Origin of the sequence: Streptomyces sp. Y20 (assembly GCF_043195475.1) — a bacterium.
Lineage (GTDB): Bacteria > Actinomycetota > Actinomycetes > Streptomycetales > Streptomycetaceae > Streptomyces.
Genome location: NZ_JBIDDP010000015.1, coordinates 133,788 through 159,326, shown reverse-complemented (window position 1 = coordinate 159,326; position 25,539 = coordinate 133,788). Strand labels below are relative to the sequence as shown.

The 25,539-nt window shown below is 73.8% G+C and carries 26 protein-coding genes and 1 pseudogene; 7 read left to right on the top strand and 20 right to left on the bottom strand.

Features of this window, described 5'->3' with window-relative positions; all coding sequences use genetic code 11:
- Positions 1 to 188: 188 nt before the first annotated feature.
- Positions 189 to 1,583, top strand: coding sequence for a S1 family peptidase (locus tag ACGFT1_RS30275; RefSeq protein WP_373912166.1), 1,395 nt, complete (start codon positions 189 to 191; stop codon positions 1,581 to 1,583).
- A gap of 125 nt (positions 1,584 to 1,708) precedes the next feature.
- Here ACGFT1_RS30275 and ACGFT1_RS30270 read toward each other — a convergent pair whose 3' ends face one another.
- The 7 genes from ACGFT1_RS30270 to ACGFT1_RS30240 form a co-directional block, all read right to left on the bottom strand.
- Positions 1,709 to 1,894, bottom strand: coding sequence for a hypothetical protein (locus ACGFT1_RS30270; protein ID WP_356822814.1), 186 nt, complete (start codon positions 1,892 to 1,894; stop codon positions 1,709 to 1,711).
- A 191-nt stretch (positions 1,895 to 2,085) separates the two neighbouring features.
- On the bottom strand, positions 2,086 to 2,781 hold the full coding sequence (locus ACGFT1_RS30265) for a L,D-transpeptidase family protein (RefSeq protein ID WP_373912165.1): 696 nt from the start codon (positions 2,779 to 2,781) through the stop codon (positions 2,086 to 2,088).
- 190 nt (positions 2,782 to 2,971) lie between these two features.
- Complete coding sequence (locus tag ACGFT1_RS30260) at positions 2,972 to 3,760, bottom strand: SDR family NAD(P)-dependent oxidoreductase (RefSeq protein WP_373912164.1); 789 nt, start codon at positions 3,758 to 3,760, stop codon at positions 2,972 to 2,974.
- 84 nt (positions 3,761 to 3,844) lie between these two features.
- Entirely contained in the window at positions 3,845 to 4,213 is a 369-nt protein-coding gene (locus ACGFT1_RS30255) for a DUF4180 domain-containing protein (RefSeq protein ID WP_373912163.1), read from the bottom strand.
- A 57-nt stretch (positions 4,214 to 4,270) separates the two neighbouring features.
- Positions 4,271 to 4,900, bottom strand: coding sequence for an MBL fold metallo-hydrolase (locus ACGFT1_RS30250; protein ID WP_373912162.1), 630 nt, complete (start codon positions 4,898 to 4,900; stop codon positions 4,271 to 4,273).
- Positions 4,900 to 5,988, bottom strand: coding sequence for an S-(hydroxymethyl)mycothiol dehydrogenase (locus tag ACGFT1_RS30245; RefSeq protein WP_373912161.1), 1,089 nt, complete (start codon positions 5,986 to 5,988; stop codon positions 4,900 to 4,902). Before ACGFT1_RS30245 ends, ACGFT1_RS30250 begins: the two co-directional genes overlap by 1 nt.
- A gap of 143 nt (positions 5,989 to 6,131) precedes the next feature.
- Positions 6,132 to 6,434: a hypothetical protein gene (locus ACGFT1_RS30240; RefSeq protein ID WP_373912160.1), complete on the bottom strand. Its 303-nt coding sequence runs from the start codon at positions 6,432 to 6,434 to the stop codon at positions 6,132 to 6,134.
- Positions 6,435 to 6,604: 170 nt separating this feature from the next.
- Here ACGFT1_RS30240 and ACGFT1_RS30235 point away from each other — a divergent pair, with 170 nt between their 5' ends.
- Positions 6,605 to 6,970 carry a nuclear transport factor 2 family protein gene (locus tag ACGFT1_RS30235; RefSeq protein ID WP_373912159.1) on the top strand — a complete coding sequence of 122 codons (366 nt, stop codon included), beginning with the start codon at positions 6,605 to 6,607 and terminating at the stop codon, positions 6,968 to 6,970.
- A 241-nt stretch (positions 6,971 to 7,211) separates the two neighbouring features.
- On the opposite strand, the gene ACGFT1_RS30230 is transcribed toward ACGFT1_RS30235, so the two are convergent.
- Together ACGFT1_RS30230 and ACGFT1_RS30225 are read right to left on the bottom strand one after the other, a co-directional pair.
- Positions 7,212 to 8,186 (bottom strand): CU044_5270 family protein, encoded by a 975-nt coding sequence (locus ACGFT1_RS30230; protein WP_373912158.1) that lies wholly within the window; start codon positions 8,184 to 8,186, stop codon positions 7,212 to 7,214.
- Between the two features lie 736 nt (positions 8,187 to 8,922).
- Positions 8,923 to 9,423, bottom strand: a pseudogene (locus tag ACGFT1_RS30225) (RNA polymerase sigma factor); the annotation flags it as partial.
- A gap of 106 nt (positions 9,424 to 9,529) precedes the next feature.
- Between ACGFT1_RS30225 and ctaD the strand changes: the two are divergent.
- On the top strand, positions 9,530 to 11,155 hold the full coding sequence (ctaD, locus tag ACGFT1_RS30220) for a cytochrome c oxidase subunit I (RefSeq protein WP_373912157.1): 1,626 nt from the start codon (positions 9,530 to 9,532) through the stop codon (positions 11,153 to 11,155).
- A gap of 357 nt (positions 11,156 to 11,512) precedes the next feature.
- Here ctaD and ACGFT1_RS30215 read toward each other — a convergent pair whose 3' ends face one another.
- Together ACGFT1_RS30215 and ACGFT1_RS30210 are read right to left on the bottom strand one after the other, a co-directional pair.
- Positions 11,513 to 12,538, bottom strand: a complete 1,026-nt coding sequence (locus ACGFT1_RS30215) for an alcohol dehydrogenase (RefSeq protein WP_373912156.1) — start codon at positions 12,536 to 12,538, stop codon at positions 11,513 to 11,515.
- A gap of 104 nt (positions 12,539 to 12,642) precedes the next feature.
- Positions 12,643 to 13,305, bottom strand: a complete 663-nt coding sequence (locus ACGFT1_RS30210; protein WP_373912155.1) for a TetR/AcrR family transcriptional regulator — start codon at positions 13,303 to 13,305, stop codon at positions 12,643 to 12,645.
- 143 nt (positions 13,306 to 13,448) lie between these two features.
- Here ACGFT1_RS30210 and ACGFT1_RS30205 point away from each other — a divergent pair, with 143 nt between their 5' ends.
- Positions 13,449 to 14,702, top strand: coding sequence for a YncE family protein (locus tag ACGFT1_RS30205; protein ID WP_373912154.1), 1,254 nt, complete (start codon positions 13,449 to 13,451; stop codon positions 14,700 to 14,702).
- A gap of 247 nt (positions 14,703 to 14,949) precedes the next feature.
- On the opposite strand, the gene ACGFT1_RS30200 is transcribed toward ACGFT1_RS30205, so the two are convergent.
- A complete protein-coding gene (locus ACGFT1_RS30200) occupies positions 14,950 to 15,450 on the bottom strand; it encodes a metallophosphoesterase (protein ID WP_373912153.1) in 501 nt (166 codons plus the stop codon).
- A gap of 9 nt (positions 15,451 to 15,459) precedes the next feature.
- Positions 15,460 to 16,470 (bottom strand): SDR family oxidoreductase, encoded by a 1,011-nt coding sequence (locus ACGFT1_RS30195; protein WP_373912152.1) that lies wholly within the window; start codon positions 16,468 to 16,470, stop codon positions 15,460 to 15,462.
- 481 nt (positions 16,471 to 16,951) lie between these two features.
- On the opposite strand from ACGFT1_RS30195, the gene ACGFT1_RS30190 reads away from it, so the two are divergent.
- From ACGFT1_RS30190 to ACGFT1_RS30180, 3 genes are read left to right on the top strand one after another with little or no spacing between them, the layout of a single operon-like run.
- Positions 16,952 to 17,389 carry a MarR family transcriptional regulator gene (locus tag ACGFT1_RS30190; protein WP_356822865.1) on the top strand — a complete coding sequence of 146 codons (438 nt, stop codon included), beginning with the start codon at positions 16,952 to 16,954 and terminating at the stop codon, positions 17,387 to 17,389.
- Positions 17,386 to 18,783, top strand: a complete 1,398-nt coding sequence (locus ACGFT1_RS30185) for an MFS transporter (protein WP_373912151.1) — start codon at positions 17,386 to 17,388, stop codon at positions 18,781 to 18,783. Before ACGFT1_RS30190 ends, ACGFT1_RS30185 begins: the two co-directional genes overlap by 4 nt.
- A gap of 7 nt (positions 18,784 to 18,790) precedes the next feature.
- Positions 18,791 to 19,375 carry an isochorismatase family protein gene (locus ACGFT1_RS30180; RefSeq protein ID WP_373912150.1) on the top strand — a complete coding sequence of 195 codons (585 nt, stop codon included), beginning with the start codon at positions 18,791 to 18,793 and terminating at the stop codon, positions 19,373 to 19,375.
- A gap of 34 nt (positions 19,376 to 19,409) precedes the next feature.
- On the opposite strand, the gene ACGFT1_RS30175 is transcribed toward ACGFT1_RS30180, so the two are convergent.
- The 7 genes from ACGFT1_RS30175 to ACGFT1_RS30145 all read right to left on the bottom strand — a co-directional run bounded on the left by ACGFT1_RS30175 (position 19,410) and on the right by ACGFT1_RS30145 (position 25,416).
- A complete protein-coding gene (locus ACGFT1_RS30175) occupies positions 19,410 to 19,595 on the bottom strand; it encodes a hypothetical protein (RefSeq protein ID WP_373912149.1) in 186 nt (61 codons plus the stop codon).
- A gap of 125 nt (positions 19,596 to 19,720) precedes the next feature.
- On the bottom strand, positions 19,721 to 20,086 hold the full coding sequence (locus tag ACGFT1_RS30170) for a DUF6479 family protein (RefSeq protein WP_373912148.1): 366 nt from the start codon (positions 20,084 to 20,086) through the stop codon (positions 19,721 to 19,723).
- Positions 20,087 to 20,176: 90 nt separating this feature from the next.
- Positions 20,177 to 20,446 (bottom strand): hypothetical protein, encoded by a 270-nt coding sequence (locus ACGFT1_RS30165; RefSeq protein WP_373912147.1) that lies wholly within the window; start codon positions 20,444 to 20,446, stop codon positions 20,177 to 20,179.
- An 85-nt stretch (positions 20,447 to 20,531) separates the two neighbouring features.
- Positions 20,532 to 22,982, bottom strand: a complete 2,451-nt coding sequence (locus ACGFT1_RS30160; RefSeq protein WP_373912146.1) for a SpoIIE family protein phosphatase — start codon at positions 22,980 to 22,982, stop codon at positions 20,532 to 20,534.
- A 50-nt stretch (positions 22,983 to 23,032) separates the two neighbouring features.
- Complete coding sequence (locus tag ACGFT1_RS30155) at positions 23,033 to 24,283, bottom strand: MFS transporter (protein ID WP_373912145.1); 1,251 nt, start codon at positions 24,281 to 24,283, stop codon at positions 23,033 to 23,035.
- The gene (locus ACGFT1_RS30150) at positions 24,280 to 25,062 is read right to left on the bottom strand and encodes a GNAT family N-acetyltransferase (RefSeq protein ID WP_373912144.1); all 783 of its coding nucleotides are present in this window, start codon (positions 25,060 to 25,062) and stop codon (positions 24,280 to 24,282) included. The genes ACGFT1_RS30155 and ACGFT1_RS30150 overlap by 4 nt, the downstream gene beginning before the upstream one ends.
- A 150-nt stretch (positions 25,063 to 25,212) precedes the next feature.
- Positions 25,213 to 25,416: an MbtH family NRPS accessory protein gene (locus tag ACGFT1_RS30145; RefSeq protein ID WP_356822881.1), complete on the bottom strand. Its 204-nt coding sequence runs from the start codon at positions 25,414 to 25,416 to the stop codon at positions 25,213 to 25,215.
- Between the last annotated feature and the right edge of the window lie 123 nt (positions 25,417 to 25,539).

Here is a 25,539-nt window from a genome sequence, read left to right as displayed (position 1 = left end):
GGCCGACTCCGGGGACGACGCGCGGGGACGGGCGGAGCGCGGGCCCCGGCCCGGCGGGCGGAGATCGCCGATGGTGGTGAACGCCGTGGGCCCTGGGGCCGTATGGAGGGGCGGGCCCCCGACGACCCGGGGGTCCCGCGCTGCCGGTACGGGTGGCGTGCGTTCGGGTTCGGCTTCGGGAGCCATGCATGCGGCACGCACGACGACGGGTCGTCCGGCGACTGACACGGCTGACGGCGGTCGGCGGACTCCTCCTGGGGGGCACGATGGTCACCCAGGCGGCCATGGCGAGCGAGACACCGTCCGGATCCGCCAGAGTGCTCCGCTCCACCGGCGGTACCGGGGACACCGGAGCCGCCCTGGTGGCGCGGCTCGGCACCGCCCGCACGGCGGGCGACTGGGTCGGCGCCGACGGGCGTCCGGTCGTGGCGGTGACCGACGACGCGGCAGCGCGGGCGGTGCGGCGGGCCGGGGCCGAGGCGAAGGTCGTGCCGCACAGCATGAACGAGCTGAAGTCGGCCACCGCGTCGCTCGGTTCGGCGCCGCGGGTGCCGGGCACGGCCTGGGCGGTGGACTACCGGAGCAACCGGGTCGTGGTGCGGGCGGACCGCACGGTGTCCGCCGGTGACTGGTCGCGGCTGACCCGGGTGGCCGCGCGGATCGGCAGCTTCGTGCACATGGAGCGCACGAAGGGCGCGTTCACCACGCGGCTGAACGGCGCCCTGCCGATCCTGTCGACCGGCGGCCGCTGCTCGGCGGGTTTCAACGTCACCAACGGGCAGTCCGACTTCATCCTCACGGCCGGCCACTGCGGGCCCGCGGGATCCACCTGGTTCGCCGACAACCAGGGCGACCGGCAGCTGGGCAACACCGTGAACAGCGTCTTCCCCGGCAGCGACTTCTCGCTCGTGCAGTACGCCTCCGGCAAGGCCGGCGCGGGTGCCGGGGTCGTCGCGATCGGCGGCGGGAAGGGCGTGCGGATCACCGGAGTGGCCGATCCGGCGGTGGGGCAGCGGGTGTTCCGCAGCGGCAGCACCAGCGGTCTGCACGACGGCCGGGTCACCGCCCTGAACGCGACCGTCAACTATCCGGAGGGCACGGTCACCGGACTCGTCGAGACCACCGTGTGCGCCGAGCCCGGCGACAGCGGCGGCCCGCTGTTCTCGGAGGGCATCGCGCTCGGGGTCACCTCGGGCGGCAACGGGGACTGCACGGCGGGGGGGACGACGTTCTTCCAGCCGGTGACCAAGGCCCTGACGGCGCTCGGTGTGCGGCTGCTGGTGTCGGCGCAGGACGCTGGCGGTGCGGGCGGCGGCGCCGGTGCGGCGCCCTCTTCCGCGCCGTCGGCCTCCGCGGCGCAGGGCGCGATGGCGCCGAACGCGGCATCGCCGGGCACCTCGGCGCCGGTCACGGGCACGTCCGAGGGCAGCACCCTGCTGGCGCGGCTGACGGACACCCGGAACATCGGGCCCGGACTCCTGGTGATCGCGGGCAGTCTGATCGCGCTGGTCGCGACCCGGTTCATCCGGTCCGAGCAGGACCGCAAGGCGTACCGGCGGCACTACTCGGCGACGTGGGGCTGACGAGGGGCCGTGCGGGCCCCGGTACGGGAGGGGCCCGGCGCGGTGCCGGGCCGGAGGTGCTGCGAGAAGGGCACCCGTGCGCTCACGGGTGCCCTGGGCGGTACGGCGCGGTGCGCGCGGGTCGGTCAGGCCGCCCGGTGCGACTGCGGGGCCGCGGCGGCCCACTCCAACACGAGGCGCTGGTACTCCGCGCGCTGCTCGGTGCTCAGTGTCCCGCCCGACCGGCGCCACAGGGCCCGGATCTCCTCGTTGACCTCCGCGGCCGATCGCTCGGAGGCGGTTGCAACAGTGGTGGACATGCTGTGAAGCATATGCCGGACGACGTGAAGGCGCCGTGAGCAAGCACCTTCAATACGGACATTACGGACCGTGTTGCTCATCACGTCAAGAGGTCGACGGGAAGGGGTACTTCCTATCGGTTCGATACCGGATTGCCGCTGGCGCCACCGGCGCGCCCGCCGGGCTGCGGGGGCACGCCCGGTGCGGGGCGGCCGGACGTTGCTCAGGTGCCGGGCTTGCGGCCGTAGACGAAGACGTCGTCGCCGTTCCTCAGCAGCGACCAGTACGCCTTGGCCTCCGTCGGCGTCATGTTCACGCAGCCGTGCGAGCCCGGCGGGTTCCACATGCTCAGGCCCACCGAGTGGAAGGCCTGGCCGCCGTTGAAGAACTGGCTGTAGGGCATCGGCACGTCGTAGAGGTTGGAGACGTGGTCGATGTCGCGCCAGTAGATCTTCGTCAGGCCGGTCCGGGTCTCGAAGCCGTCGCGGCCGGTGCGCACCGGCACCGGGCCGTGGACGAGCTTCGCGCCGTCCTGGATCCAGCTGAGCTGGAGCGTGAGGTTCACGCAGGCGATGCGGCCCTTGTTCACCGGGCACTTGCCGTCCTTGTTCGGCTTGTTCCCGACGGCCTTCTGCTTGTTCATGAGGTCCATCACACCCCAGGTGACGGACCCGGCGTAGCCGATGTTCGGCGTGATGCCGTGCTTGTTCTGAAAGGCCTGGACGGCCTTGCAGTCGGCGGCGGACTGCCTGCCGTCGACCGGCCGGCCCAGGAACCGCTCCACCTGCTTCTGGTACGGACCCGCCTGCGAGGTGCAGCTCGCGGCCTGGGCCGGTGCCGCGGTGAGCGCGAGCGTGAGCGGCGCCACCAGTCCGGTGACGCCCAGTGCGACGACGCCTCTCGTGCGTGTGTCCCCCATGACGGCCTACCCTTCTCCCCTTGATCGCCCGGGGCCTCCACCGGGTGTTTCCCAGCGCACTTCCCACGGTCTCCCACCACTAGACACGGACGGAGCGGGGAAGGTTGTGTTTCCGGTCACCCCGTGACGAAATGGTGAACTTCGTCACCGCGTGGCGGTACAGGCGCGCGGGGCGGCGGCCCGGGGCCGGTCAGGGCTGGTGAACGGCCGCGTGGAAGCCGGTGTTGACGGTGGTGAGGCCGCCGTCGACCACAAGGGTGGTCCCGGTGATCCAGGCGGCGTCGTGGGACGCCAGGAAGGCGACCGCGGCGGCGATGTCCCGCGGCTCCCCGACCCGGCCGAGCGGGTACAGGCCGCGCACGGCGTCCAGTTCGTCGTCGCGGCCCTCCCACGCCGAGGTGCGGACCGTCCCCGGAGCCACGAGATTGACCCGTACTCCCCGGGCGGCGGCGTGCCCGGCCAGGGTCCGGGTGAGGGAACCGAGGCCGGCCTTGGCGGCGCTGTAGGCGTGGTTGCCGAAGTCCTGGAGGCCGTTGACGGAGCCGACGCTCACGATCGCCCCGCGGCCGGAGGCGGCCAGGTGCGGCAGGGCGGCGCGGCAACAGCGGTAGGCACCGGTGAGCGTGACGTCGAGGTCGCGGGTCCACGCCTCGTCGGGGTCGTCCTCGAACAGCGGGACGTCCGCGGTGCAGTGGGCGGCGCTGTTGACCAGGACGTCGAGGGAGCCGAACACGGTGACGGCGCGGGCGACGGCCGCCTCGACGGCGGCGCGGTCGGCCACGTCACAGGCGAACGCCTCCGCGGCCAGGCCCTGTCGGCGCAGTGTCGCCGCGGTCCGCTCGGCCTGGGGCAGGTCCCGGTCGGTCACCAGGACCCGGCCGCCCTCCTCGGCGAGCCGCCGGGCGACGGCGGCGCCGATGCCGCGGGCGGCGCCCGTGACGAGAACTCCGTGTCCTGCGAAGCGGGTCGGATCAGTCATGGGCCGACAGTACGGCTGCGGCGGCGGCCTTTCACCGCTACGGCGCGGCACCCGTGCCCGCGCTCGCAGCCCCGGAGGCTGCTTCTACCCGCGGAGTCGGGTGTCGAGTTCCGCGGCGTCCGCGAGGAACCACAGCTGCCGGCCCTGGTTGCACTCGTACACGAAGTCACGCAAAGCCGTGCTCCCGGCGACGTGCCCGGAGATGTCGCCGAGGACGGCGAGGCGCAACCGGTAGGACACGAACTTCTGGACGACCGCGCCGGCGACCCCGGAGCGCAGCCGGAAGAAGTCGTCGGCGATCCTCTCCACGGGCAGCGCGACCAGCTGTGCGTCGTGACCGTACGCGTCACCGATCAGGTCGAGCGCCGCGCTCTCGCCGTCCAGGAGCGGGCCGTCGGGAGCGCAGCGCAGGATCCGTACGCCGTGGAGGGTGTCGATCGTCTGTGCGGTCATGAGCGCGATCCTACGGTCGCGCCCGTGTGCCGCGCCCGGCATTTGCCCGGTACCCCGTCAGTGTCCGCGCGCGATCCACTCCTCCAGGTGGGACGCCTCGGCGCCGATGGTCGTGGCGTCCCCGTGGCCGGTGAGGACCTTCGTCTCCGGTGGGAGGGTGAGGAGCCGGTCCCGGATGGAGTCGATGATCGTCGGGAAGTGGGAGTAGGAGCGCCCGGTGGCCCCCGGGCCGCCCTGGAACAGGGTGTCGCCGGTGAACACGGTGCCGAGCCCGGGATCGTACAGGCAGACGGCGCCCGGGGCGTGGCCGGGAGTGTGCAGGACGGTCAGGTCGGCGCCGGCGGCCTCGATGACCTGGCCGTCGGTGAGGTGCCGGTCGGGGTCGCGGTCGGGGTGGGTGAGCTTCCACAGCGGCAGGTCGTCGGGGTGCAGCCAGATCACGGCGCCGGTGCGGTCGGCCAGTTCCGGCGCCGCGTTGACGTGGTCGTTGTGGGCGTGGGTGCACACGATCGCGGTGAGCCGGCGGTCGCCGACGGCGCGGGCGACGGCGTCGGCGTCGTGGGCGGCGTCGATGACGATCACCTCGTGGTCGTCGCCGACGAGCCACACGTTGTTCTCCACGTCCCAGGTGCCGTCGTCCAGGGTGAACTGGCCCGCGGTGACGAGGCGTTCGATCCGGGCGGCCATCAGAGCACCACCACCGAGCGCAGCACGTCGCCGTGGTGCATCCGCTCGAACGCCTTCTCCACCTCGTCGAGCTGGACGGTCTCGGTGACGAAGGCGTCGAGCGGGAGCCGGCCCTGGAGGTGGAGGTCGATCAGCATGGGGAAGTCCCGGGAGGGCAGGCAGTCGCCGTACCAGGAGGACTTCAGGGCGCCGCCGCGGCCGAAGACGTCCAGCAGGGGCAGTTCCAGCCTCATCTCCGGGGTGGGGACACCGACGAGGACTACCGTGCCGGCGAGGTCGCGGGCGTAGAAGGCCTGCTGGTAGGTCTCGGGGCGGCCGACGGCCTCGATGACGACGTCGGCGCCGAAGCCGCCGGTCAGTTCGCGGATCGCCTGGACCGGGTCGGTGTCCTTGGAGTTGACGGTGTGGGTGGCGCCCAGCGTGCGGGCCGTGTCCAGTTTGCGGTCGTCGATGTCCACGGCGATGACCTTCGCCGCGCCGGCCAGGTCCGCCCCGGCGATCGCCGCGCCGCCGACACCGCCGCAGCCGATGACGGCCACCGAGTCTCCTCGGCCGACGCCTGCGGTGTTGATCGCGGCGCCGATGCCGGCCATCACCCCGCAGCCCAGCAGTCCGGCGACCGCCGGGGAGACGGACGGGTCGACCTTGGTGCACTGGCCGGCGGCCACGAGCGTCTTCTCGGCGAACGCGCCGATACCGAGGGCCGGGGACAGTTCCTGCCCGGTCGCGGCGAGCGTCATCTTCTGCCGCGCGTTGTGGGTGTTGAAGCAGTACCAGGGCCGGCCGCGCAGACAGGCCCGGCACTGCCCGCACACGGCACGCCAGTTGAGGACGACGAAGTCACCGGGAGCGACGTCGGTGACGCCCTCGCCGACCGACTCCACCACACCGGCGGCCTCGTGGCCGAGCAGGAAGGGGAAGTCGTCCGAGATGCCGCCCTGTTTGTAGTGGAGATCGGTGTGGCAGACCCCGCAGGCCTGGATGCGCACGACGGCCTCGCCCGGCCCCGGGTCCGGGACCACGATCGTCTCGAGCCGTAGGGGCTCGTCCTTACCCGGTGCGATCACGCCGCGTACTTCCTGCGCCATGGCCTGGCCCCTTCCTTCGAATACCTTCGCTGCCGACCCTACGCGCCACCGATCGGCGGCGGGACGGTCCACGAGGACGGTCGTGGATCTTTCCGGGCGCACGGGCCGCCCCGGGCGGGACGGCCCTCGGGGCAGGGGCGGGATCAGGGGAGGACGGCGATCGGGCCGAGCACGGCTGCGGCGGGGGCGAGGGCCTGCTCCACCCGGCTGAGCCGGCTCAGGTCCTTGACGTGCTCCAGTGCCTGCATCTGGTCGGTGACCCGCGGCACCCGGCCCTGCTCGGATGCGGGCATGCCGGCGCCGGCGAGCGAGTCCGGCGCGGACAGCGCGCTGAGCTCTCCGACGAGCGGTGCACCGGCGTCGGCCGCGTTCGCCGACGGTACGGCGAGACCGGCGATCCCGGCGGCCAGGCCGACGGCGGCGGCGATGCGTCGTGTTGAGATCATGCCCTCACCAACGGGTGCGGGCCCGGCCGGACACGGGCGGCGGCCCGCGCTCACCCGTGAGGCCGATCCGGCCGCTGCGCTTGCCGTGGCCCTCCGGGCGGAGGAGTCTCGGAGGTGGGGTCCGTGCGGCCCGCTCCTCGTCGGGCCGCGGGCGCCTGAAGGAGGTCACCATGGGCACCGCGACGGGGTCCTCGTTCGACTCCGACACACTGCGCCGGGCCATAGAGGGGAACACCGGAAACACCCTTCTGTCGCTCTACACGGACGACGCGGAGATCCGCATCGTCGACCACAACCACCGGCCCAGCAGCCCCACGGTCCTGCACGGCCGGGGCCAGATCGCCGAGTTGCTGGACGACGTCTACAGCCGCGACATGACGCACAAACTGGAACGGTGCGTCGTCGAAGGCGAGCACGCCGCCTTCAGCGAGGCCTGCGAGTACGCGGACGGCACCCGCGTCCTCTCCGAGTCGATGGTCACCCTGCGGGACGGCAAGATCGCCGACCAGCTCATCGTCCAGGCCTGGGACGAATAGGAGCCGCCCGGGTACGGCGGCAGGCGTCCCGAGGAGGATCGCGCCGGTCCAGGTCACCTCCCGGGCGGCCTGGACCCGGTGAGCGGTCCGGGGATCGTACGCACGCTCGGTCACCCTGTGCCCGGGCCGTGACTGGCGCTGAGGTGGCGGTGAGTCCCGGACGGCCGGGCTTCGTCTCCCGCACGCCCGGCGGCATCCCGCGGCTGCTGGACGGCGGCCGGCGCGGAGCCGGCCGCGGTGGTCAGCGCATCCAGACCCGGTAGTCCATCACGTCCCCGGCCTTCACCCCGTACTCGGGGGCGTCCCGGGTGAAGGTGGTCTCCAGGCCCAGGACGGCACCCGTGCGCGGGTCGAGGATCAGCATCCGCCGGCCGCCCCCGCCCGCGTACACGTACGCCTGCCCCGGCCGGCCCAGGCGGTCCGTCACCCCTCCGGCCGGCCGCAGCCCCTCGGCGTCCGCCAGCACCCGGACCAGCGCCGCGGACTCGCGGACGCCGAGGGTCCAGTGCCCCAGCAACTCCTCGACGGCCTCGAACAGTTCGGAGGTGTCCAGGGAGCCGGTGCGTACGGTCTCGGCGAGGTAGGCGCGCAGGGCGGCCGGGGTGTGCGGCGGCGGCGCCTCGGGCGGGGCGTCGCTCCAGCTCGGCGGATACGTGATCCGGCTGAGGACGTGGCCGTCGGCCACCATGCAGGGGTCGTCGCCCTCGTCGGTGAGGACCGGGCGGCCCGGACGGCGCGGGTCGGTCGCCACGACCAGCTCGGTGTGGCTGTCGTCCGCGCGCCAGCGCACGACACGTTCCTCGGGCAGGGTGACGGGCGGCCTGCCATCGGCCATGCCGAGGCTCCAGGACTGCATGTGCGTGCCTCTGCGCAGGCGCGGGGAGCCGTCGGCGGCGGCAGCCGCGGCCATGTCGGCCAGTTCAGCCAGCGGTACGGGCGTGGACTGCGCGCGGACGGTCAGCGGGCGGGGCGCGGCGATGGCGGGCTGGGTGTTCGGCCCGCCGAGCAGCGTGGTGAGCGCGGTCGCCAGGACGACGCCGGTGGCGGCCAGACCCCACAGCAGCCGGGCGCGGGGGGCGCGGCGAGCCGGCCGGGCGCCGTGCAGCAGCCGCTCCAGCTGCCGCTCGGCACGGTGGCCCAGCGGGCCGTCACCGAAGTCGGGACCGTCGGCGGGGACCGGGTTGGCGTGGCGGAGGAGATCGAGTTCGTCAGGCATGTCGGGGGTCCTCGCACAGGCATGCGTCAACGGTGGGCACGGGGGACGACGGGACCGCGCCGGCGTCCGCCGGCGCCACGGACGGGGCGGGACCGGCGGGCGAACACCCCGGAGCGGTGTCACCGGCGGGCACCGGCGCGGCGGACCGGACGGGGCCGGCCGTCCGACGGCCCGCAACGGTGGCATCGGCGCATGCCTGGGCGGGGCCGGGCACCGCCCACCGCCGAACCGGAGCGGCCGTATCGGCGGACGCGGGCGCCGCGGCCCGGGGACGGTGCTCGCCGGGTACGTCGGCCGGCGGCCGCACCGGACGCGGGCGCTGACCGGAAGGGGGGGCGGCCGGTTGAGGTCCGGGCCGCAGGCCCTGGTGGAGCGATGCGTCGGCCGGCTGGGGCCCGGACCGCAGACGGTGCTCCGACGGCCCCTCGATCAGCCCCGGCGCCGGACGCACGCACTGGTCCAGTGACGCGTCGACCGACTGAGGACCGAGCCGCAGACCGTGCTCCGACGGCCCCTCGGTCGACCCCGGCGCCGGACGCACGCACGGGCCGGGCGGGGCGGCGGGCGGCTGAGGCCCGGGCCGCGGGTCCTGGTCGAGTGGTGCGTCGGCCCGCTGGGGTCCGGACCACGGACGGTGCTCCAGCGGCCCGTCGGTCAGCGGGGGCGCAGGACGCGCGCGCCGCTCCGGTGATATGTCGGCCGGCGGCGCCGCAGGGGCGTCGGGTGGGCGTGTCGTAGGTCGCAGGTGCTCGATCTCGGTACGGAGCCGTCGGCGGGCCCGGTGCAGGCGCATCGCTGCCGCGCGACGGCCGCAACCGAGGGCGACCGCGATCTCCTCGGCGCCGAGTTCCTCCCAGGCGGCGAGGCGCAGCACCTCCTGGTCGGCCGGGGACAGCCGGTCGAGGGCCTCGTGCACCCAGGCGCCCGGCGCCTCCGCGTCGGGGCCCACCGCGATGTGCCGGCCGTGCGCGGCCTCGTCGTTGCCGAGCCGGTCCACCAGCCGGCGCCGCCGCCCGTAGCCGCGTACCGCGTTGGCCAGGCAGTTGCGTGCCACCCCGTACAGCCAGGGCAGCGGCGCGGCCGGCAGGTCGGCCCGGCGCCGCCAGGCGACCGTGAACACCTCCGCCACCACTTCCTCCACCTCGTCGGCCCGCCCCTGAAGTCGCCTCGCGACATAGCGGCTGACCGCCCAGTAGTGCTCGCGATAGGCAGCGGCGAAGACCTCGTCGTTGCTCATGCTCGGTTCGTGTCCGGCAGCCCCCGGATCGTCACACCCTTCTTCCGTGATGCTCCTCGCGTCCCGCGAGTGTGACCCGTGCTCCGGGCGCGGACACAGGCGGGTCGTGAAGAGGATCAGAGACACCAGAGCCGTGCAGTGGCTCACCAGCACCGATCACAAGACGATCGGGACGCTCTACTTGGTCACCGCGTTCGCGTTCTTCCTGATCGGCGGCGTGATGGCGCTGCTCATGCGCGCCGAGCTGGCCCGGCCGGGCCTGCAGATCATGTCGAACGAGCAGTACAACCAGGCGTTCACGATGCACGGCACCGTGATGCTGCTGATGTTCGCGACCCCCCTGTTCGCCGGTTTCGCGAACTGGATCATGCCGCTCCAGATCGGCGCGCCCGACGTGGCGTTCCCCCGGCTGAACATGTTCGCCTACTGGCTGTACCTGTTCGGCTCGCTGGTCGCCGTCGCCGGCTTCCTCACCCCGCAGGGTGCCGCCGACTTCGGCTGGTTCGCCTATGCGCCGCTGTCGGACGCGGTGCGTTCGCCGGGCATGGGCGCCGACATGTGGATCATGGGCCTGGCCTTCTCCGGCTTCGGCACCATCCTCGGCTCGGTCAACTTCATCACCACGATCATCTGCATGCGCGCCCCGGGCATGACCATGTTCCGCATGCCGATCTTCGTGTGGAACGTCCTGCTGACCGGTGTCCTGGTCCTGCTGGCCTTCCCGGTGCTGGCCGCCGCCCTGTTCGCCCTGGAGGCGGACCGCAAGTTCGGTGCCCACGTCTTCGACGCCGCGAACGGCGGAGCGCTGCTGTGGCAGCACCTCTTCTGGTTCTTCGGCCATCCAGAGGTGTACATCATCGCGCTGCCGTTCTTCGGGATCATCTCCGAAGTGATCCCGGTGTTCAGCCGCAAGCCGATGTTCGGCTACATGGGGCTGATCGCCGCGACCATCGCGATCGCCGGCCTGTCCGTGACCGTGTGGGCCCACCACATGTACGTCACCGGTGGTGTGCTGCTGCCGTTCTTCTCCTTCATGACCTTCCTGATCGCCGTCCCGACCGGTGTGAAGTTCTTCAACTGGATCGGCACGATGTGGAAGGGCTCGCTGTCCTTCGAGACACCGATGCTCTGGGCCACCGGCTTCCTCATCACGTTCCTCTTCGGTGGTCTGACCGGCGTCATGCTCGCCTCGCCGCCCATCGACTTCCACATCTCCGACAGCTACTTCGTGGTGGCGCACTTCCACTACGTCGTGTTCGGAACGGTCGTCTTCGCCATGTTCTCCGGCTTCCACTTCTGGTGGCCGAAGTTCACCGGCAAGATGCTGGACGAGCGCCTCGGCAAGATCACCTTCTGGACGCTGTTCATCGGCTTCCACGGCACCTTCCTGGTCCAGCACTGGCTGGGCGCCGAAGGCATGCAGCGCCGGATTCCCGACTATCTCGCCGTCGAGGGGCTCACCACGCTCAACACGGTTTCCTCCGTCTTCTCGTTCCTGCTCGGCTCCTCCCTGCTGCCGTTCCTCTACAACGTGTGGAAGACCGCCAGGTACGGCAAGCCGGTCGACGTGGACGACCCGTGGGGCTACGGCCGCTCGCTGGAGTGGGCGACCTCCTGCCCGCCCCCGCGGCACAACTTCCTCACCCTGCCGCGGATCCGCAGCGAGTCCCCGGCGTTCGACCTGCACCACCCCGGTGCGGAACCGGTGGAAAGGGAGTTGACGGCGCGATGACGGCCCACGACGAGCGGGCCCTCGTCCGGCAGGTCGAGGGGCATCTGCTGCTGGCCGCCGCGCGGGAGGAGGGCCGTACCGCCGCGGTCCGGCTCGGTTCCCGGCTGGGCTGGCTCACCGACACCCAGCGTGACGACCTGAGCGGCAGTTCGAGGCGGAGTACCTGGCGCTGGCCCGGCTCTCGTGGCACCGCACGGCCGAGCGGTCGGAGGAGTTGCGGCGGGCGTACGAGGCACGGTACCGGGTGCTGCGCGCGCGGCTGCTGGCCTGCTGCGTACTGGGCTGTGCGGTGCTGTCGGCGACGGTGCTGCTGGCGCTGGCCGCCACCGTGTAGAGACGGCCGGGCCCTGCCATCGGTCACCGCGTGGTCAGGACCATCCGGAACCGGGCCGCGCCGGCGAGCATGCGGTCATAGGCCTCCCCGGCCTGCTCCAGGGGCACCGTCTCGGTCATCGGGCGGATGCCGTGCAGGACGCTGAACGCCATGGTGTCCTCGACGTCCTGGGCGGTACCGGAGGGGTGGCCGCGGATGACACGGCCGGCTCCGATCAGCTGGACCGGGCTGATGCCGAGCGGCTCGGGGGTGGCGCCGATGACCACCAGCTCGCCGCGCGGCGCGAGTCCGTCCACGGTGGCCGTGATGGCCTCGGAGTTGCCGGCGGTGGCCAGCACCACCTGCGCTCCGCCGAGGGCCTGGAGCGCCTCGGCCACCGGCGTCCCGGCGGTGCTGTCGACGTAGTGGTGGGCGCCCAGCTGCTTGACGAAGCCGGCCTTCTCCGCGCCCCGGGCGATGGCCACGGTCTCGAAACCCATCGCGACCGCGTACTGCACGCCGAGGTGGCCGAGGCCGCCGACGCCGAGCACCGCGACCAGGTCCCCCGGGCGGGCGGAGCTGCGCCGCAGCCCGTTGTACGTGGTGACGCCCGCGCAGGCCATGGGCCCCGCGTCGCTCGCCGCGAGCGTGTCGGGAATCCGGGCCAGGGCGTCGACGGGGGCGACGACCTGCTCGGCGAAGCCGCCGTCGTAGGCCCAGCCCGGGACCGCCAGCTCGGCGCAGAGGATGAAGTCGCCCCGGCGGCAGGCCCGGCAGTGGCCGCAGCTGCCACCGAACCAGCCGACCGCGACCCGGTCGCCGGCCTGCCATCCGCGGTCCCGCGCTCCCTCGCCGAGCGCTTCGATCCGCCCGGCGATCTCGTGCCCGGGGACCTCGGGAAACGTGATGCCCGGCAGTCCGGCGGTCACGAAGAAGGCGTCGCTGTGGCAGATGCCGCACGCCTCGACGGCGATGCGCACCCGGCCGGGGCCCGGCTGCGGCACCTCTCGCTCGGTCAGCTCGAACGCACCGCCCGCGGTGGTCACCTGCGCGACTCGGTAGGTACTCATGGGTCTCTCCGGAGAACGTGCGACGGCCCCCCGCACCAGCACATCAGCTCCTGACCGATCCCGCGCGCCGAAACCGGCCGGGGTACGGTCGCCGGCGTCCCGCGTCACTCGCCGCGGGGCCGCCAGCCCTCGGGCCGGAGCATGCCCAGCAGCAGCCGGACCAGCTCGTCCACCACCTCGTCCAGGGTCGCGTCCACCCAGCCCGCGGTCCAGTCGTGCAGCAGGCCGTTGACGCTGCCGATGAAGGCCGTGGCAGCCAGGCGGTAGTCGCGCGGCGCCGCCTCCCCGCGGGCCACGGCCGCGTCCGCCTCGGCACGGATGAGGTCGATCCAGCGGGCTCGGCGGGCCAGCCGCTGCTCCTCCAGGCGGGGGCTGACGCCGACGATCTCCACGAAGGTGATGCGGACGCGGTGCGGATCGCAGGTGACGCCGCGGGCATAGGCCCGGAAGAGCGCGGTGGCACGCTCTGCCAGCGGCAGGCCCTCGGCGGTGGCCAGGTCGTCCAGGACGGCCTGTTCCGCCCAGTCGTTGACCTGGAGGTGCAGGGCGGCGAGGACGTCCTCCAGGGTGCGGAACTCCTCGTAGAACTGGCGCGTGGACAGGCCGGCGGCCTGGCTGAGCGCGGCGACGGTGGTCCCCCGGTAGCCGGGGCTACCGCCGAACAGCCGCAGCGCCGCGTCGAGGAAGCGGCGGCGGCGCTCGGCCTGCCGCTCCTCGGCCGACCGGCCGCCGTAGCGTCCCGTCGGCGCCCTGAGCCTGCCTTCCACGTGTCCCCCTCCGTCATCCCGCCGCTCGCCCAATCTTGTCGTGCACACCTCTTGTCGAGAAGGCGGCCCCGTCCTTACTTTTCAGTAAGTTCACTGTGAAAGCACGCGTGTTCAGATTCCCCCACCGAGGAAAGAGAGCCGTCATGCCTGCTTCGAGAACCAGGCACCTGTGCTCCGTGGCCGCCGCCCTCGTCCTGGCCGCGGCCGGTCCCGCGACCGCCGCCTCAACGGCGCCCGCCGCGACCGACGACCTGCGGGAGGTGCTGTTCGTCGGCAACAACTGGGACGGCACCGCCGACGTCATCAGGTCCAGCGGTGACTTCGCGGAGGTCGGCCGCATCGACGTCATCCCCGACAAGGACGCGCGGATGAAGGAGATCAACGCGGACCCGGTCAAGTGGATCTACTTCCAGGCGATCCGCAACAGCGTCGGCGAGGGCCACGACCAGTACGCCGACGACATGTACTCCACCCCGGACGGCAGGTCGGTCGTGGTGTCCCGGCCCAGCTTCGCGGACGTCGTCTCGATCGACCTGGCCACCGGGAAGGTCAACTGGCGTTTTCCCGTTTCGGGTTACCGCGCCGACCACATGGCGGTCTCCCCGGACGGCACCCGGGTCGCCGTCTCCGCCTCGACCGCGAACACCGTGCACGTCCTGGACATCGCCACCGGCAAGCAGCTCGGGTCCTTCGCCACCGGCGACAAGCCGCACGAGAACATCTTCACCAGGGACGGCAAGTACATCTGGAACTTCGCCATCGGCGACGTCAACACGGCACTGGACGACCCGGGCTGGGACTGGACGAAGGGCGACCGGCACATCACGGTCGTGGACGCGACGACGTACAAGCAGGTCAAGATCATCGACATGCGGCAGCGGCTGGACGCGTTCGGGCTGAAGGACTTCTCCGACGCGGTGCGCCCGGCGGTCTTCTCCCCCGACGAGTCCAAGCTGTACTTCCAGGTGTCGTTCTTCAACGGCTTCCTGGAGTACGACATCGCCACCGACCGGATCACCCGGGTGAAGACCCTGCCGAAGAACCCGGCGACCAGCGAGGACCGCACGACCTGGGTCAACGACTCGCGGCACCACGGCATGTCGATGAACCCGGAGGGCACCAAGCTGTGCGTCGCGGGCACCATGGACGACTACGCGACCGTGGTCGACCGCGCCACCCTCCAGGAGGGCCCGCTGGTGGCGGCGTCCAAGCCGTACTGGGCGACGGTCAGCGGTGACGGCAAGGACTGCGTCATCTCCGAGAGCGGCGCGGACCGGGTGACGGCGATCGACTTCGCCACCGGCCGGAAGGTGGCCTCGGTCCCGGTCGGCGACCATCCGCAGCGCGTCCGCCTGGGGCACGTCCGGACCGGCTGGACGGCACCCGGCGGCAGTTGACCGGTCATCGGCCGGGCGCGGCTCGGACGGCGGCTGTCAGACGGTGGTCTCCGGGATGCCCCACTCACCCGGAGACCACCTCGCCGCGCGTCAGAACCGTGCCGCCACGCACGCGGCAGGCTCGGACCTCGCCGGCAGCACCGGCGGCTGCCGATACCGCCGGGCTCCGCAGCCACGGTGGCCGGGGCGTGGGCGGGCGGGGCGTACACCGGCGTGCCCGGTGCCACGGACGGTCAGGTGGCCTCGGTCAGCGCCGGGGAAGCCGGTGCAGGGTGACCTCGGTCAGGGTGGCGCCGGTGACCGTCGCCGTGAGGTAGGTGCAGTGGGGCTGACGGCGGCGGTCGGTCGGGGAGCCGGGGTTGAGGAGGCGCAGGCCGCCGGGGGCGGTGGTGTCCCAGGGGATGTGGCTGTGCCCGAAGACGAGGACGTCCACACCGGGGAAGCGGGCGGCGCAGCGGGCCTCGCGGCCCTGCGCGGGGCCGGTCTCGTGCACGACGGCGAAGCGCAGGCCGCCCAGCTCGGCGCGGGCCACCTCGGGGAGCCGGGCGCGCAGCTCGGGGCCGTCGTTGTTGCCGTACACGCCGATCAATCGGCGGCTGCGGCTCTCCAGCAGGTCGAGGGTGGCGGTGTCGACCCAGTCGCCGGCGTGCAGGACGGCGTCCGCGCGCGGGAGTTCGGCGAGCAGTTGCTCCGGGAGCCGCTTGGCCCGCTTGGGCAGGTGCGTGTCGGACATGAGCAGGAGGCGCACGCTGTCGGCCTAGGCGGATCGGGAGGTGAGGCGGCGGACGCCGCGCACGGTGCCGAGCACGACGGCGCCCGCGCCGAGGGCGGTGGCGGCCGGGTGCCGGACCAGGGCCTCCTGCCACGAGCGGGCGTGGGAGCTGTCGTCGAAGGCGCCGTGGGCGCCCTGATCGTCGGCGCGCTTCCGGTCCACCGGTTCGAAGAGGTTGTCCAGGCCGGCGGGCGGGATGCGGTCGGTCTGCTGGGAGTCGAATCCGGTGCGGGCCAGGTAGCGGTCGAGCAGGGCCGGGGCGAACCGGTTGGCCCAGATGGTGGCGGCGGTGGAGGCACCGACGTAGTACTGCTTGCGGCGCGGGTGGCCGGCCGCGTACAGCACGCTCCGCGCGGCGACCTCGGGCTGGTAGATCGGCGCGACCGGCGTGGGGTGCTTGGGCAGCCGGGAGCGGACCCACTGGAACTGGGGGGTGTTCACCGCGGGCATCTGGGCGACGGTGACGTGCACGTTGCTGCCGCGGTGCAGCAGTTCCGTGCGCAGGGCGGACGTGAAGCCGTTGATGGCGTGCTTGGCGCCGCAGTACGCCGATTGCAGCGGGATCGACCGCTCCCCCAGCGCCGAGCCGACCTGCACGATCGTGCCCCGGTCGCGGGGCAGCATGCGCTTCAGGGCCGTGCGGGTGCCGTTGACGAAGCCGAGGTAGGTCACCTCGGTGACCCGCTGGAACTCCTCGGCGGTGATCTCCTCGAACGGCGCGAACACGGTGGAGAACGCGCAGTTGATCCACACGTCGATGGGACCGAACGCCTTCTCCGCGGCGTCGGCGACGGCCTCCAGGCGGGCCGCGTCGGCCACGTCGGCCACCTGCACCAGAGGCCGTCCGCCCAGCGCGGCGACCTCGTCGGCCGCCTCCTTCAGGCCGCCCTCGCCGCGCGCGACCAGGACGACGTCGGCACCGCGCCGGGCGTACAGGCGGGCGGTGGCGCGACCGATGCCGGCGCTGGCACCGGTGATGACGACGGTGGGGGGCATGGGACCTCTCCTCTTTCGACGCGGTGTCTGCCGGCAGGGGTTCCCCGGCGGGGTGTCCGCCACTCCACCCGGCAGGGTGCCGTCCGCTCCTCGTGCCTCGGCGAGGCCGAAGCCGTTCGTCGGTGGCGATGCGGTCCAGGCCGGTGTAGCGGACGGGGGCGTCGAAGCGCGCGCACACCGGCACGGTCCGCGCGCCCGCCTCCACGGTGCGGGGGGGGGTGACGACGCCCAGGGGGAGCTGCCGGTAGTTCGAGCCGTCCGTCGCGTGGGCGCCGCGGCTGCCCGGGCCGAAGCGGACTTCGCCGTCCACCTCCGCGCCGGGAGCCACCTCCAGGCCGGACGTGTCCGGAGGCGTCATCTGTGCTCCCTGGGTCCACCGGTGTGCTGCCCCGTCCGGGCGGGCGGGTATCCGGGTAAACAGACAGGTAAAACTGAACAGTCTGAGCTGGACAGTTCCGCCTGCCGGTCCTAGCCTGGCCTCATGGCCGACATCTCCGACTCCGCCGCCCGGGCCGCGCGCGATCTGCGCGTGGTGTTCAGCAGGCTGCGGCGCCGCATCCGCGAGGTGGCGCGGGACGCCGACCTCAGCCCCTCCCAGGAGTCGGCGCTCACCCTGGCCGGCAAGCACGGCGCGGCCACGGCCAGCGCCCTCGCCGCCGCCGAGGGGGTGCGCCCGCAGTCCATGGCCACCACGCTGGCCGCCCTGGAGCAGCACGGGCTGGTCCGCCGCGCCCCCGATCCCGACGACGGGCGCCGCCAGCTGGTCACCCTGACCGACACCGGCCGGGCCCGCGTCGAAGGCAACAGGCAGGTACGTGAGGAGTGGCTCGCCCGGGCCTTCCAGGACCGCTACACGGAGGAGGAGCGGCAGACGGTCCTCGCCGCGCTGGAGCTGATGGAACGGCTGTCGCGGCCGTGATACCGAGGCTCAGGGCCCGCACCGGGACCACCGGCCCCTCCCCCGCCGGATTCGACCGCCGGCTCATCGCGCCGATGGTCCTCGGCTCGGTCCTGAACCCCGTCAACTCCTCGATGATCGCCGTGGCACTGGTGCCGATCGGCGTCGCCCTCGGCGCCCCGCCGGCCCGGACGGTGTGGCTGGTCTCCGCGCTCTACCTGGCGACCGCCGTCGGCCAGCCCGTCATGGGCCGCCTGGTGGACATGTACGGTCCGCGCGGGCTGTACCTCACCGGTACGGCCCTGGTGGGCGTCGCCGGTCTGCTGGGCGCGTCGGCCCCCTCGCTGGGGGCGCTGATCGCCGCCCGGGTGCTGCTGGGTCTGGGCACGTCGGCGGCGTACCCGGCGGCGATGCGGCTGACCCGGGGCGAGGCCGAGCGCACCGGGCGGGACAGCCCGGCGGGCGTCCTGGCCGTGCTGGCCGTCGCCAACCAGACGGTGGCCGTGGTCGGGCCCGCGCTCGGCGGGCTGCTGATCGGCGTGGCCGGCTGGCGGACCGTGTTCACCGTCAACGTCCCGCTGGCCGCGGCCTGTCTGGTACTGGGCGCCCTGCGGTTGCCGCGCACACCGGGGCGGCGGCAGCGGGGCGTGGACCTGCCCGGCATGATGCTGTTCGCGGCCCTTCTCGTCGCGCTGATGCTGTTCCTGACGGACCCGCGCGCGGACCACTGGTACCTCCCGGTCCTGTCCGCCGTCGCCGCCACCGGCTTCGCGGTGCGGGAGCTGCGGGTCCCCGGCCCCTTCATCGACCTGCGGGTGCTCGGCGGCAACGGCCCGCTGCTCGCCACCTATCTGCGCCAGTTCCTGGGCTACACCACGGCCTACGCCTTCATGTACGGCTACACGCAGTGGCTGGAACAGGGCCGCGGCCTGAGCGCCTCGACAGCCGGCCTCGCGCTGCTGCCGCTGTCGGTGTCCGCGCTCACCGTCTCCGCGCTGACCGGGCGCCGTGAGGCGGTGCGGGCCAAGCTGCTCACCGGTTCGCTCCTCCAGATCGCCGGCTGCGCCGCCCTGCTCCTGGTCGGCAGGGACAGCCCGCTGTGGCTGCTGCTCGCCGTCGGCGCGCTGCTCGGCGTCCCGCAGGGCCTGATCGGGCTCGCCACGCAGAACGCCCTGTACCGGCAGGCGGACCCCGAGCGGATCGCCTCGGCCGCCGGACTGCTGCGGACCTTCATGTACCTCGGCGCGCTCGGCGCGTCCGCCGCCACCGCGGCGTTCTACCCGCACCGCGCCGACACGGCCGGGCTGCACGGCCTGGCCCTGTTCATGCTCGCCGGCTCGACACTGCTGCTGGCGACGACCCTGCCCGACCGCTCCCTCGGCCGGCTGACCTCCCACACGCCCCGAAAGGCCTGACCGACCCATGTCGCTCACCACGCTCGACCCCCGTACCGCCCTCGTCGCGATCGACCTCCAGAACGGCATCGTGGCCATGCCCACCCAGCCGTACCCGGGCGCCGACGTCGTCTCCCGCACGGCCGGGCTCGCCGACGCCTTCCGCGCCCGCGGGCTGCCGGTGGTCCTGGTCCGGGTCTCCTTCGCGGCCGACTGGGCCGACGCCGTCCCGGGCCGCACCGAGCACCAGCCGCGCGGCCTCGCGTTCCCGGAGGGCTGGGACCTCATCGTGGACGAGCTGTCCGGGCACCCCGGGGACATCCGGGTCACCAAGCACAACTGGAGCGCCTTCCACGGCACCGACCTGGACGTCCAGCTGCGCCGCCGGGGCGTCACCCAGATCGTGCTGGCCGGCATCGCCACCAGCATCGGCGTCGAGTCCACCGCCCGGGACGCCTACGCCCACGGCTACCACGTCACCCTCGCCACGGACGCCATGGCCGACGCCGACCCGGGCGCACACGGCAACAGCGTCGAGCGGATCTTCCCGCGGCTCGGCGAGAGCGGCACCAGCGCCGAGATCCTGGAACTGCTCGGCAAGACCCACGCCTGACACCCGACCCGCCGTGGGGAGCCGGGTGCGGGTTTCAGTCCTCGCCGCGCACGATGTTGTCCTCGGTGTCCGCGCCCGGCAGCCGGGCGGAGGCCCGGTCCAGGACGGCGGGGAGGCAGGTGCGCACACCCCGCTCCCGTCGGCGATGGGCGTCGGCGCGGCCCGTCTCCGCCTCGGACACGGCCGGTTGCTCACTGGTGTGCGCGGTCACGGCGTTCATCTTCTTCCTGGGTCCCGCCGCTCGCGGGACCGGTCCGCCGGACCCGTCCGGGCCCGGGTGCGTTGACGTGCCCGACCGGGTCCCCCGGCCGCGCGCCCGCAAACACGGGCGGGCCGGGCGCCGGCTCAGGTCTGGCCACCGCCACCGCCGCCGAACGAGCCGCTGGAGCCGGACGACCAGCGCGAGCGGCTCTGGTCATCGGCGCGCCGGGTGCCGGAGTTGCCCAGCTCGTGAGGGGTGAGCCGGTCGCCGCCCTCCGTGCGGGGCACTTCGTCGGGCTCGCGGATCTCCTGGGTCTCGCGGACCGGCCCGGACGCCGGCATCCTCGGCTGCTCGTCGGGGCGGGGCGGCGCCGGCTCGCGCTCGCGCACCTTGAAACCCAGCCGGAACGCCCAGATGATGCCCGCGACCACGGCCACCCCGGCGACGAGGATGAGGATGTACCCGAAGACCTGGGGACCCGAGGCTGCTTCGTACATGGCAGTGTTCATGGTCGGCGGGTACCCGGCGAGGCGCGTGGGATGCGCGGACCGGCGCCCGTCAGCCGGCCGGCGCCGCGCACCGCGCGCCTTCCCGCGGGGTCAGGTATTCTCCGCCGCCGCCCGCTCGACCTCGGCCTCGATCTCACGGCGCGGCCGGCCCGTCTCCTTGGCGTACTCGCTGACCGCGGTCTGCACGTCGCGGGCCAGATCCCGCCAGGCGCGCAGGGCGGTCTCGTAGGTGCCCGACTGGACGCCCGTCATCCCCCGCTCGGCCGGCGGGCCGTAGGCGTCCCGCAGCTCCGCGACCATGGCGCGGGCCGCGTCGGCCGCGCACTGCTTCTGCACCAGTTCTTCGAAGGTGTGTGCCACACCAACCGACCCTAGGCACGGCTCGCGCGGCGCGCCTCCCCAACCTGTCCGAACGGCTCCCCGACGCCGCTGCCCGGCCCCCGGGTCAGCCGCCGAGCACCAGGTCCGCCCAGACCTGTTTCCCGCCGCTGACCGGGATCGTGCCCCAGGTCGCGGACACGGCCTCCACCAGCAGGATGCCCCGGCCGCCGGTGGCCTCCCAGCCGATGCTGGCCGGTTTGACGGGGCTGCGCGGCGAGGAGTCGGCCACGGCGAGCCGCAACCGGTGGTTGAACAGGCCGAGGTCGAGCCGCACCGGGCCGCCGGTGTGCACCAGGGCGTTGGTGACCAGCTCGGAGACGACCAGCAGGGCGGCGTCGACCGTGTCCCGGGGCACGTTCCAGGTCCGCAGGGTGCGCCGGGTGAAGCGGCGGGCGTGCCGCACCGCCTCCGGCACCCGCCACACCGTCCAGCTCTCCCGCAGCGGCCGTACGGCCATGCCGTCGTAGCGCATCAGCAGCAGGGCCACGTCGTCCCCGCGGTGCGCGCCGGTGAGCAGGGCGTCGGCGACCATCCCGAGGTGGGCGGGGTCGGCGGCGGCCAGTTCGCGGGCGAGGCGGTCCATGCCGGTGTCGAGGTCGGTGCCGACGGACTCCACCAGGCCGTCGGTGGTCAGTGCGATCACCGTGCCGGGCTGCAGCCGGAGCGGGGTCATCGGAAACTCGGCCTGCCCGAGCACGCCGAGCGGCGGACCGCCCTCGGCCTGCACGATCTCGGTGGTGCCGTCCGGGTGGCGCAGCACGGGTTGCACATGACCGGCGCGTACGCACCAGGCGGTGCCCTGTTCGACGTCGACGTCGACATAGGCGCAGGTCGCGAACAGGTCGGTCTCCATGTCCAGCAGCAGCCGGTTGGCGTGGGCGACGACGACGTCCGGGGTGTGGCCCTCGACGGCGTAGGCGCGTAGCGCGGTGCGCATCTGGCCCATCAGGGTGGCGGCGCCCGCGTTGTGGCCCTGGGCGTCCCCGATGACCAGGGCGACGTGGTTGTCGGCGAGCGGGATCACGTCGTACCAGTCGCCGCCGACCTCCAGGCCCGCCGTCGTCGGCAGATAGCGGGCGACGGCGACCGCGCCGGGCAGCCGGGGCAGGCGGCGCGGCAGCAGGCTGCGCTGGAGCATGCCGACGAGTTCGTGCTCGGCGTCGAAGGCGTGGGCGCGCAGCAGGGCCTGGCCGGTCAGCGCGGCGCAGGCGGTGAGCAGGGCGCGTTCGTCGGGGGCGAAGTCGTGCGGGCGGTCCCAGCCGATCAGGCAGGCGCCGGCCATGCGGCCGCCCGCGGGCAGGGGCAGTACGGCGAGGCCGCCGCGGCCCACGTCGGCGAGGGCCGGTTCCAGCGCCGAGCCGTCGGACCAGATCCGGGTGCGGCCCTCGCGCAGCGCGGCGGCCAGGGTGGGCATGGCCCGCACCGGGGCGTCGGGCCACTCGCTGCGCCACTCGCTGCGCCAGACGTCGGGCCAGGCCTCGGGCCGGGGCGGGTCGAGGACGGTGACCACGAGCCGGTCGTTCTCCAGTTCGGCGAGCGCGATCCGGTCGGCCTGGAGCGGCTTGCGCAGCGCGGCGACGACGGCCTGGCCGACGTCCTTGACGGTGCCCGCGGTGGCCAGCGCGGCGGCCAGGCGCTGCACACGGGCCACGTCGGTCACGCCGGAACGCTCCGTGGAGGCGTCGGTCACCGTGCCGACGAGCCGGGCGGAGCGGCCCCTGCCGCCGGGCAGCAGCCGGCCGCGCAGCCGCAGCCATCGGGGCGGCCCGGCGGGCTGGAGGATACGGAACTCCAGCTCGCGGTCGCCGATGGCCATGTGGTCGGCCTCGACGACGGACATCAGCGCGGGCAGGTCCTCGGGCACCGTGCGGCCGAGCAGCGACTCCACGCGGCCGTCGAACTCCTCCCGGCCGATCGCGAACAGCCGCAGGATCGCGTCGCCGACCTCCACCCGGCCGGTGTCCATGGCCAGGCTGAAGGCGTTCTCGGGCAGCTCGCCGGTGTCGTACGCGGTGTCCGGTGCGGGTACGGCGACCGCGTGGGCGATCAGCTCCAGACAGGCCCGCTCGTCGCCGCCGAAGCCGCCGGGGTGCTCGCCGACGGCCAGCAGGCAGCCGCCGCCGGCCGGGCCGAGCGGCAGGGCGCCCAGGGAGAAGTCGGGGGACGGGGTGCGGCGCGCGTCGGGACAGCCGGCCAGTTCGGCGGGGCCGAGCCACTGCGGCCGGCCGGTGCGGTGGACCTCGGCGACCGGGGACGCGCCGGTGGCCGCGTAGCCGTCCCGGAGGCCGTACAGGGTGCGGGGCAGGCCGGCCGACTCGGCGAGGAAGAGCTGCGCGGGGTCGTCGCCGGGCGTGTACACGCCGGCGAAGGACGCCCCCGCGAACACGAGGGCCTGTTCGAGGACCCGGCGGAGCCGGTCGGCGGTGGCCGGTGACGCCAGCAGCGACGCGAGGGCGGCTCCGGCGCGCTCCGGCGCCGTTCTGGTTCCGCTGATCGCAGCGCCCTCACTCACCACTTCGCCATTACAGCGCGTATCGGCCGCCCGCGCAGCCCCGGTGACGTCACTCAGCCGGTTGTCGTCCGGATGCCCCTGCTGAAGGTGGCGGTCAGCGCGGCGACGGCCACCAGTACCGGGAAGACCAGCAGGGCGGTCCTCGGCTCCCACCGGGCCAGCAGTGCTCCGGCGAGGGCGGGGGCGAGGGCGCTGGCCGAGCCGGCGGCGAGCAGCAGTCCGCCGACGACGCGGCCCTGGAGATGGTCCGGGGTGACGGCGGCCTGGCGTCCGAAGAGGGCGGCGTTCGCGGTGGGCCCGAGGAACACCGCGGCGGCCAGTGGTACGGCGGCCCAGACGGTGGTGGCCAGCAGGGTGCCGACCGTCATCAGCGCGGCGGTCACCCAGCACAGCAGCGTGATCAGGACGGGCAGGCGCAGCCGCCGCTGGAGCGTGGGGGCGGCGAAGGCGCCGAGGAGCCCGCCCAGCGCGAAGATCGTGCCGGCGAGGCCGACGAGGAACGGCGACAGGCCGGCGCGTCGGAGCGACAGGGTCATCGCGAAGATCATGCCGGTGAAGGCCATGTTGAGCGGCGCGGCGATCAGCAGCAGGGCCCGCAGGAACGGATGGCCGAGCAGGAACCGTACGCCCTGCGTGGCCGACGCGACGGCGGCCGGGGGCGCCTCCTGGCGGGGCTGCTGGAGGGGCCGGCGGATGAACAGGACGGCTGCCAGGGACAGCAGGAAACTGACCGCGTTGCCGAGGAAGGGCAGCGCCCGGCCGAGCCCGAACAGCAGGCCGCCCAGGGGTGGGCCGGCCAGTGAGACGCCGTAGGTCCGTGCCTCGTTGCGGGCGACGGCGGTGGTGAGCTGGTCGGTGCGGACCAGGTTGCGGACCGCGGCGTGCTCGGCGGTGCTGAAGACTGCGGTGGCGGCGGCGCCCGCGACGACCGCCGCGAGGATCAGCGGCATCGAGGCCGTGTCCGTGACGACCGCGCAGCCGAGGAGGGCGTACACGGCGATCCGCAGGGCATCGCAGACGATCATGAGCCGGCGCCGGTCGAAGCGGTCGGCGAGGACACCGGCCGGCAGCCGGCACACCATCGTGGTGACGAGGCCGGCGGTGCCGACGAGTCCGGCCCGCGCCGGGGAGCCGGTCCACTGCAGGACCAGCAGGGGCAGGGCCAGGTCCACCATGGCACCGCCCAGGTCGGACAGGCACTGACCGGTCCACAGCAGGTTGAAGTCGCGGTTGTGCCGGAGGCCGGGCGGCCGGGCGGTGTCCGCGCGCCCGGCGGCGCCCTCGGTGAGCGGTTGTCGGGTCACACGGGGTCCTTGGCGTCCGAGGGCTCCAGGGGAGCCGTGAGGGAGAGGGCGGGTGCGGCCGGTGGGGCCGGCGCGGTCGACGGGAGGGCCGGGGTGGCCACGGAGGCCGAAGCGGCCGCGGGCAGCGCGGCGCCCGCGGAAGCGTCCGCGGCGACCGCGCCGGCCGGCACTGCGGTCGTGGCGCCCGTGGGAGCGTCCAGGGCGACCACGCCGGTCGTGGCCGGAGTGCCGGTGACGGCCCCGGTCCCCGTCTCCGTGCCCGGGGCGTCCGCGCCGGCCGTCGTCGGGATGACGAGCAGCTTGGTGACGGTGCCGTCGTCGTCGACGACGTCCCGGACGTGCCGGAAGCCCAGGCGGCGGCACATGGCCAGGCTGGCGGTGTTCCCGGCGCCCACCATGCCGTACGCCTCGGTGAGTCCCAGGTTGCCGGCGGCGTGCCGGAGCAGGCCGCGCACCACCTCGCCGCCCAGTCCGCGCCCCCAGTAGCCGGGGGCCAGCGCGGTGACGAGTTCGTGGCCGTCGACGTTGCCGGTCGGCTTCACCTCGGCGTGACCGACGTACGTGCCGGACAGCCACAGACCCCACACGTCGAAGCGGCGGTGCGGGTAGACCTCGTCGAGGATGGCGTGGAACAGCCGGCGGATCTCCGGTTCGGGGACGAGGTCCTGGCCCATCCAGCGGCACACCTCCTCGTCGCGCAGCAGGCTGACGAAGGCGTCCTCGTGCTCGGGCCGGTACGGCAGGAACTCCAGGCGTTCGGTGCGCAGGACGGGGGTCATGGCGGGCTCCTCGGGAGTGATGCGGTGCGGTGCTGTGAGGGCCGAGGGCGGTGGGGCGCCGGGCGGGGAGGAGTGGGGGGCGTGGAGCGGGTGGAGGGGTGCCGGGCCGGCCCGGTGCGGCCGGCCCGGCGTGCCGGTGTCGCGGCCGGGTCAGGCTCCGGCGTTCTCCATGCGCTCGCGCAGGCTCTTGGGGCGCATGTCGGTCCAGACCTCGTCGACGTAGGCGGTGCACTCGGCCTCGGTGCCCTCCTTGCCGACGGGCTGCCAGCCGGCGGGTACCTCGATGTCGGCGGGCCAGAGGGAGTACTGCTCCTCGTCGTTGCGCAGGACCTGGTAGCGGGTGTTCTCGTCCATGTCGGGTTCCTTCGTCGTGTGGGTCGGGCGGTCGGTTCGGGTGGGTCGTGCGGGAGTGGGGGGACGGGTCGGGGCGCGGGGTGAGCGGGGGCCGTGCCGGTCGGTCCGCCGGCGCGGCGCCTC

Bases quoted from the DNA above. Each gene is read 5' to 3' on its own strand.
- ACGFT1_RS30275 (WP_373912166.1), top strand. From the start codon at position 189: ATGCGGCACGCACGACGACGGGTCGTCCGGCGACTGACACGGCTGACG.
- ACGFT1_RS30270 (WP_356822814.1), bottom strand. From the start codon at position 1,894: ATGCTTCACAGCATGTCCACCACTGTTGCAACCGCCTCCGAGCGATCG.
- ACGFT1_RS30265 (WP_373912165.1), bottom strand. From the start codon at position 2,781: ATGGGGGACACACGCACGAGAGGCGTCGTCGCACTGGGCGTCACCGGA.
- ACGFT1_RS30260 (WP_373912164.1), bottom strand. From the start codon at position 3,760: ATGACTGATCCGACCCGCTTCGCAGGACACGGAGTTCTCGTCACGGGC.
- ACGFT1_RS30255 (WP_373912163.1), bottom strand. From the start codon at position 4,213: ATGACCGCACAGACGATCGACACCCTCCACGGCGTACGGATCCTGCGC.
- ACGFT1_RS30250 (WP_373912162.1), bottom strand. From the start codon at position 4,900: ATGGCCGCCCGGATCGAACGCCTCGTCACCGCGGGCCAGTTCACCCTG.
- ACGFT1_RS30245 (WP_373912161.1), bottom strand. From the start codon at position 5,988: ATGGCGCAGGAAGTACGCGGCGTGATCGCACCGGGTAAGGACGAGCCC.
- ACGFT1_RS30240 (WP_373912160.1), bottom strand. From the start codon at position 6,434: ATGATCTCAACACGACGCATCGCCGCCGCCGTCGGCCTGGCCGCCGGG.
- ACGFT1_RS30235 (WP_373912159.1), top strand. From the start codon at position 6,605: ATGGGCACCGCGACGGGGTCCTCGTTCGACTCCGACACACTGCGCCGG.
- ACGFT1_RS30230 (WP_373912158.1), bottom strand. From the start codon at position 8,186: ATGCCTGACGAACTCGATCTCCTCCGCCACGCCAACCCGGTCCCCGCC.
- ACGFT1_RS30215 (WP_373912156.1), bottom strand. From the start codon at position 12,538: ATGAGTACCTACCGAGTCGCGCAGGTGACCACCGCGGGCGGTGCGTTC.
- ACGFT1_RS30205 (WP_373912154.1), top strand. From the start codon at position 13,449: ATGCCTGCTTCGAGAACCAGGCACCTGTGCTCCGTGGCCGCCGCCCTC.
- ACGFT1_RS30195 (WP_373912152.1), bottom strand. From the start codon at position 16,470: ATGCCCCCCACCGTCGTCATCACCGGTGCCAGCGCCGGCATCGGTCGC.
- ACGFT1_RS30190 (WP_356822865.1), top strand. From the start codon at position 16,952: ATGGCCGACATCTCCGACTCCGCCGCCCGGGCCGCGCGCGATCTGCGC.
- ACGFT1_RS30180 (WP_373912150.1), top strand. From the start codon at position 18,791: ATGTCGCTCACCACGCTCGACCCCCGTACCGCCCTCGTCGCGATCGAC.
- ACGFT1_RS30175 (WP_373912149.1), bottom strand. From the start codon at position 19,595: ATGAACGCCGTGACCGCGCACACCAGTGAGCAACCGGCCGTGTCCGAG.
- ACGFT1_RS30170 (WP_373912148.1), bottom strand. From the start codon at position 20,086: ATGAACACTGCCATGTACGAAGCAGCCTCGGGTCCCCAGGTCTTCGGG.
- ACGFT1_RS30150 (WP_373912144.1), bottom strand. From the start codon at position 25,062: ATGACCCCCGTCCTGCGCACCGAACGCCTGGAGTTCCTGCCGTACCGG.
- ACGFT1_RS30145 (WP_356822881.1), bottom strand. From the start codon at position 25,416: ATGGACGAGAACACCCGCTACCAGGTCCTGCGCAACGACGAGGAGCAG.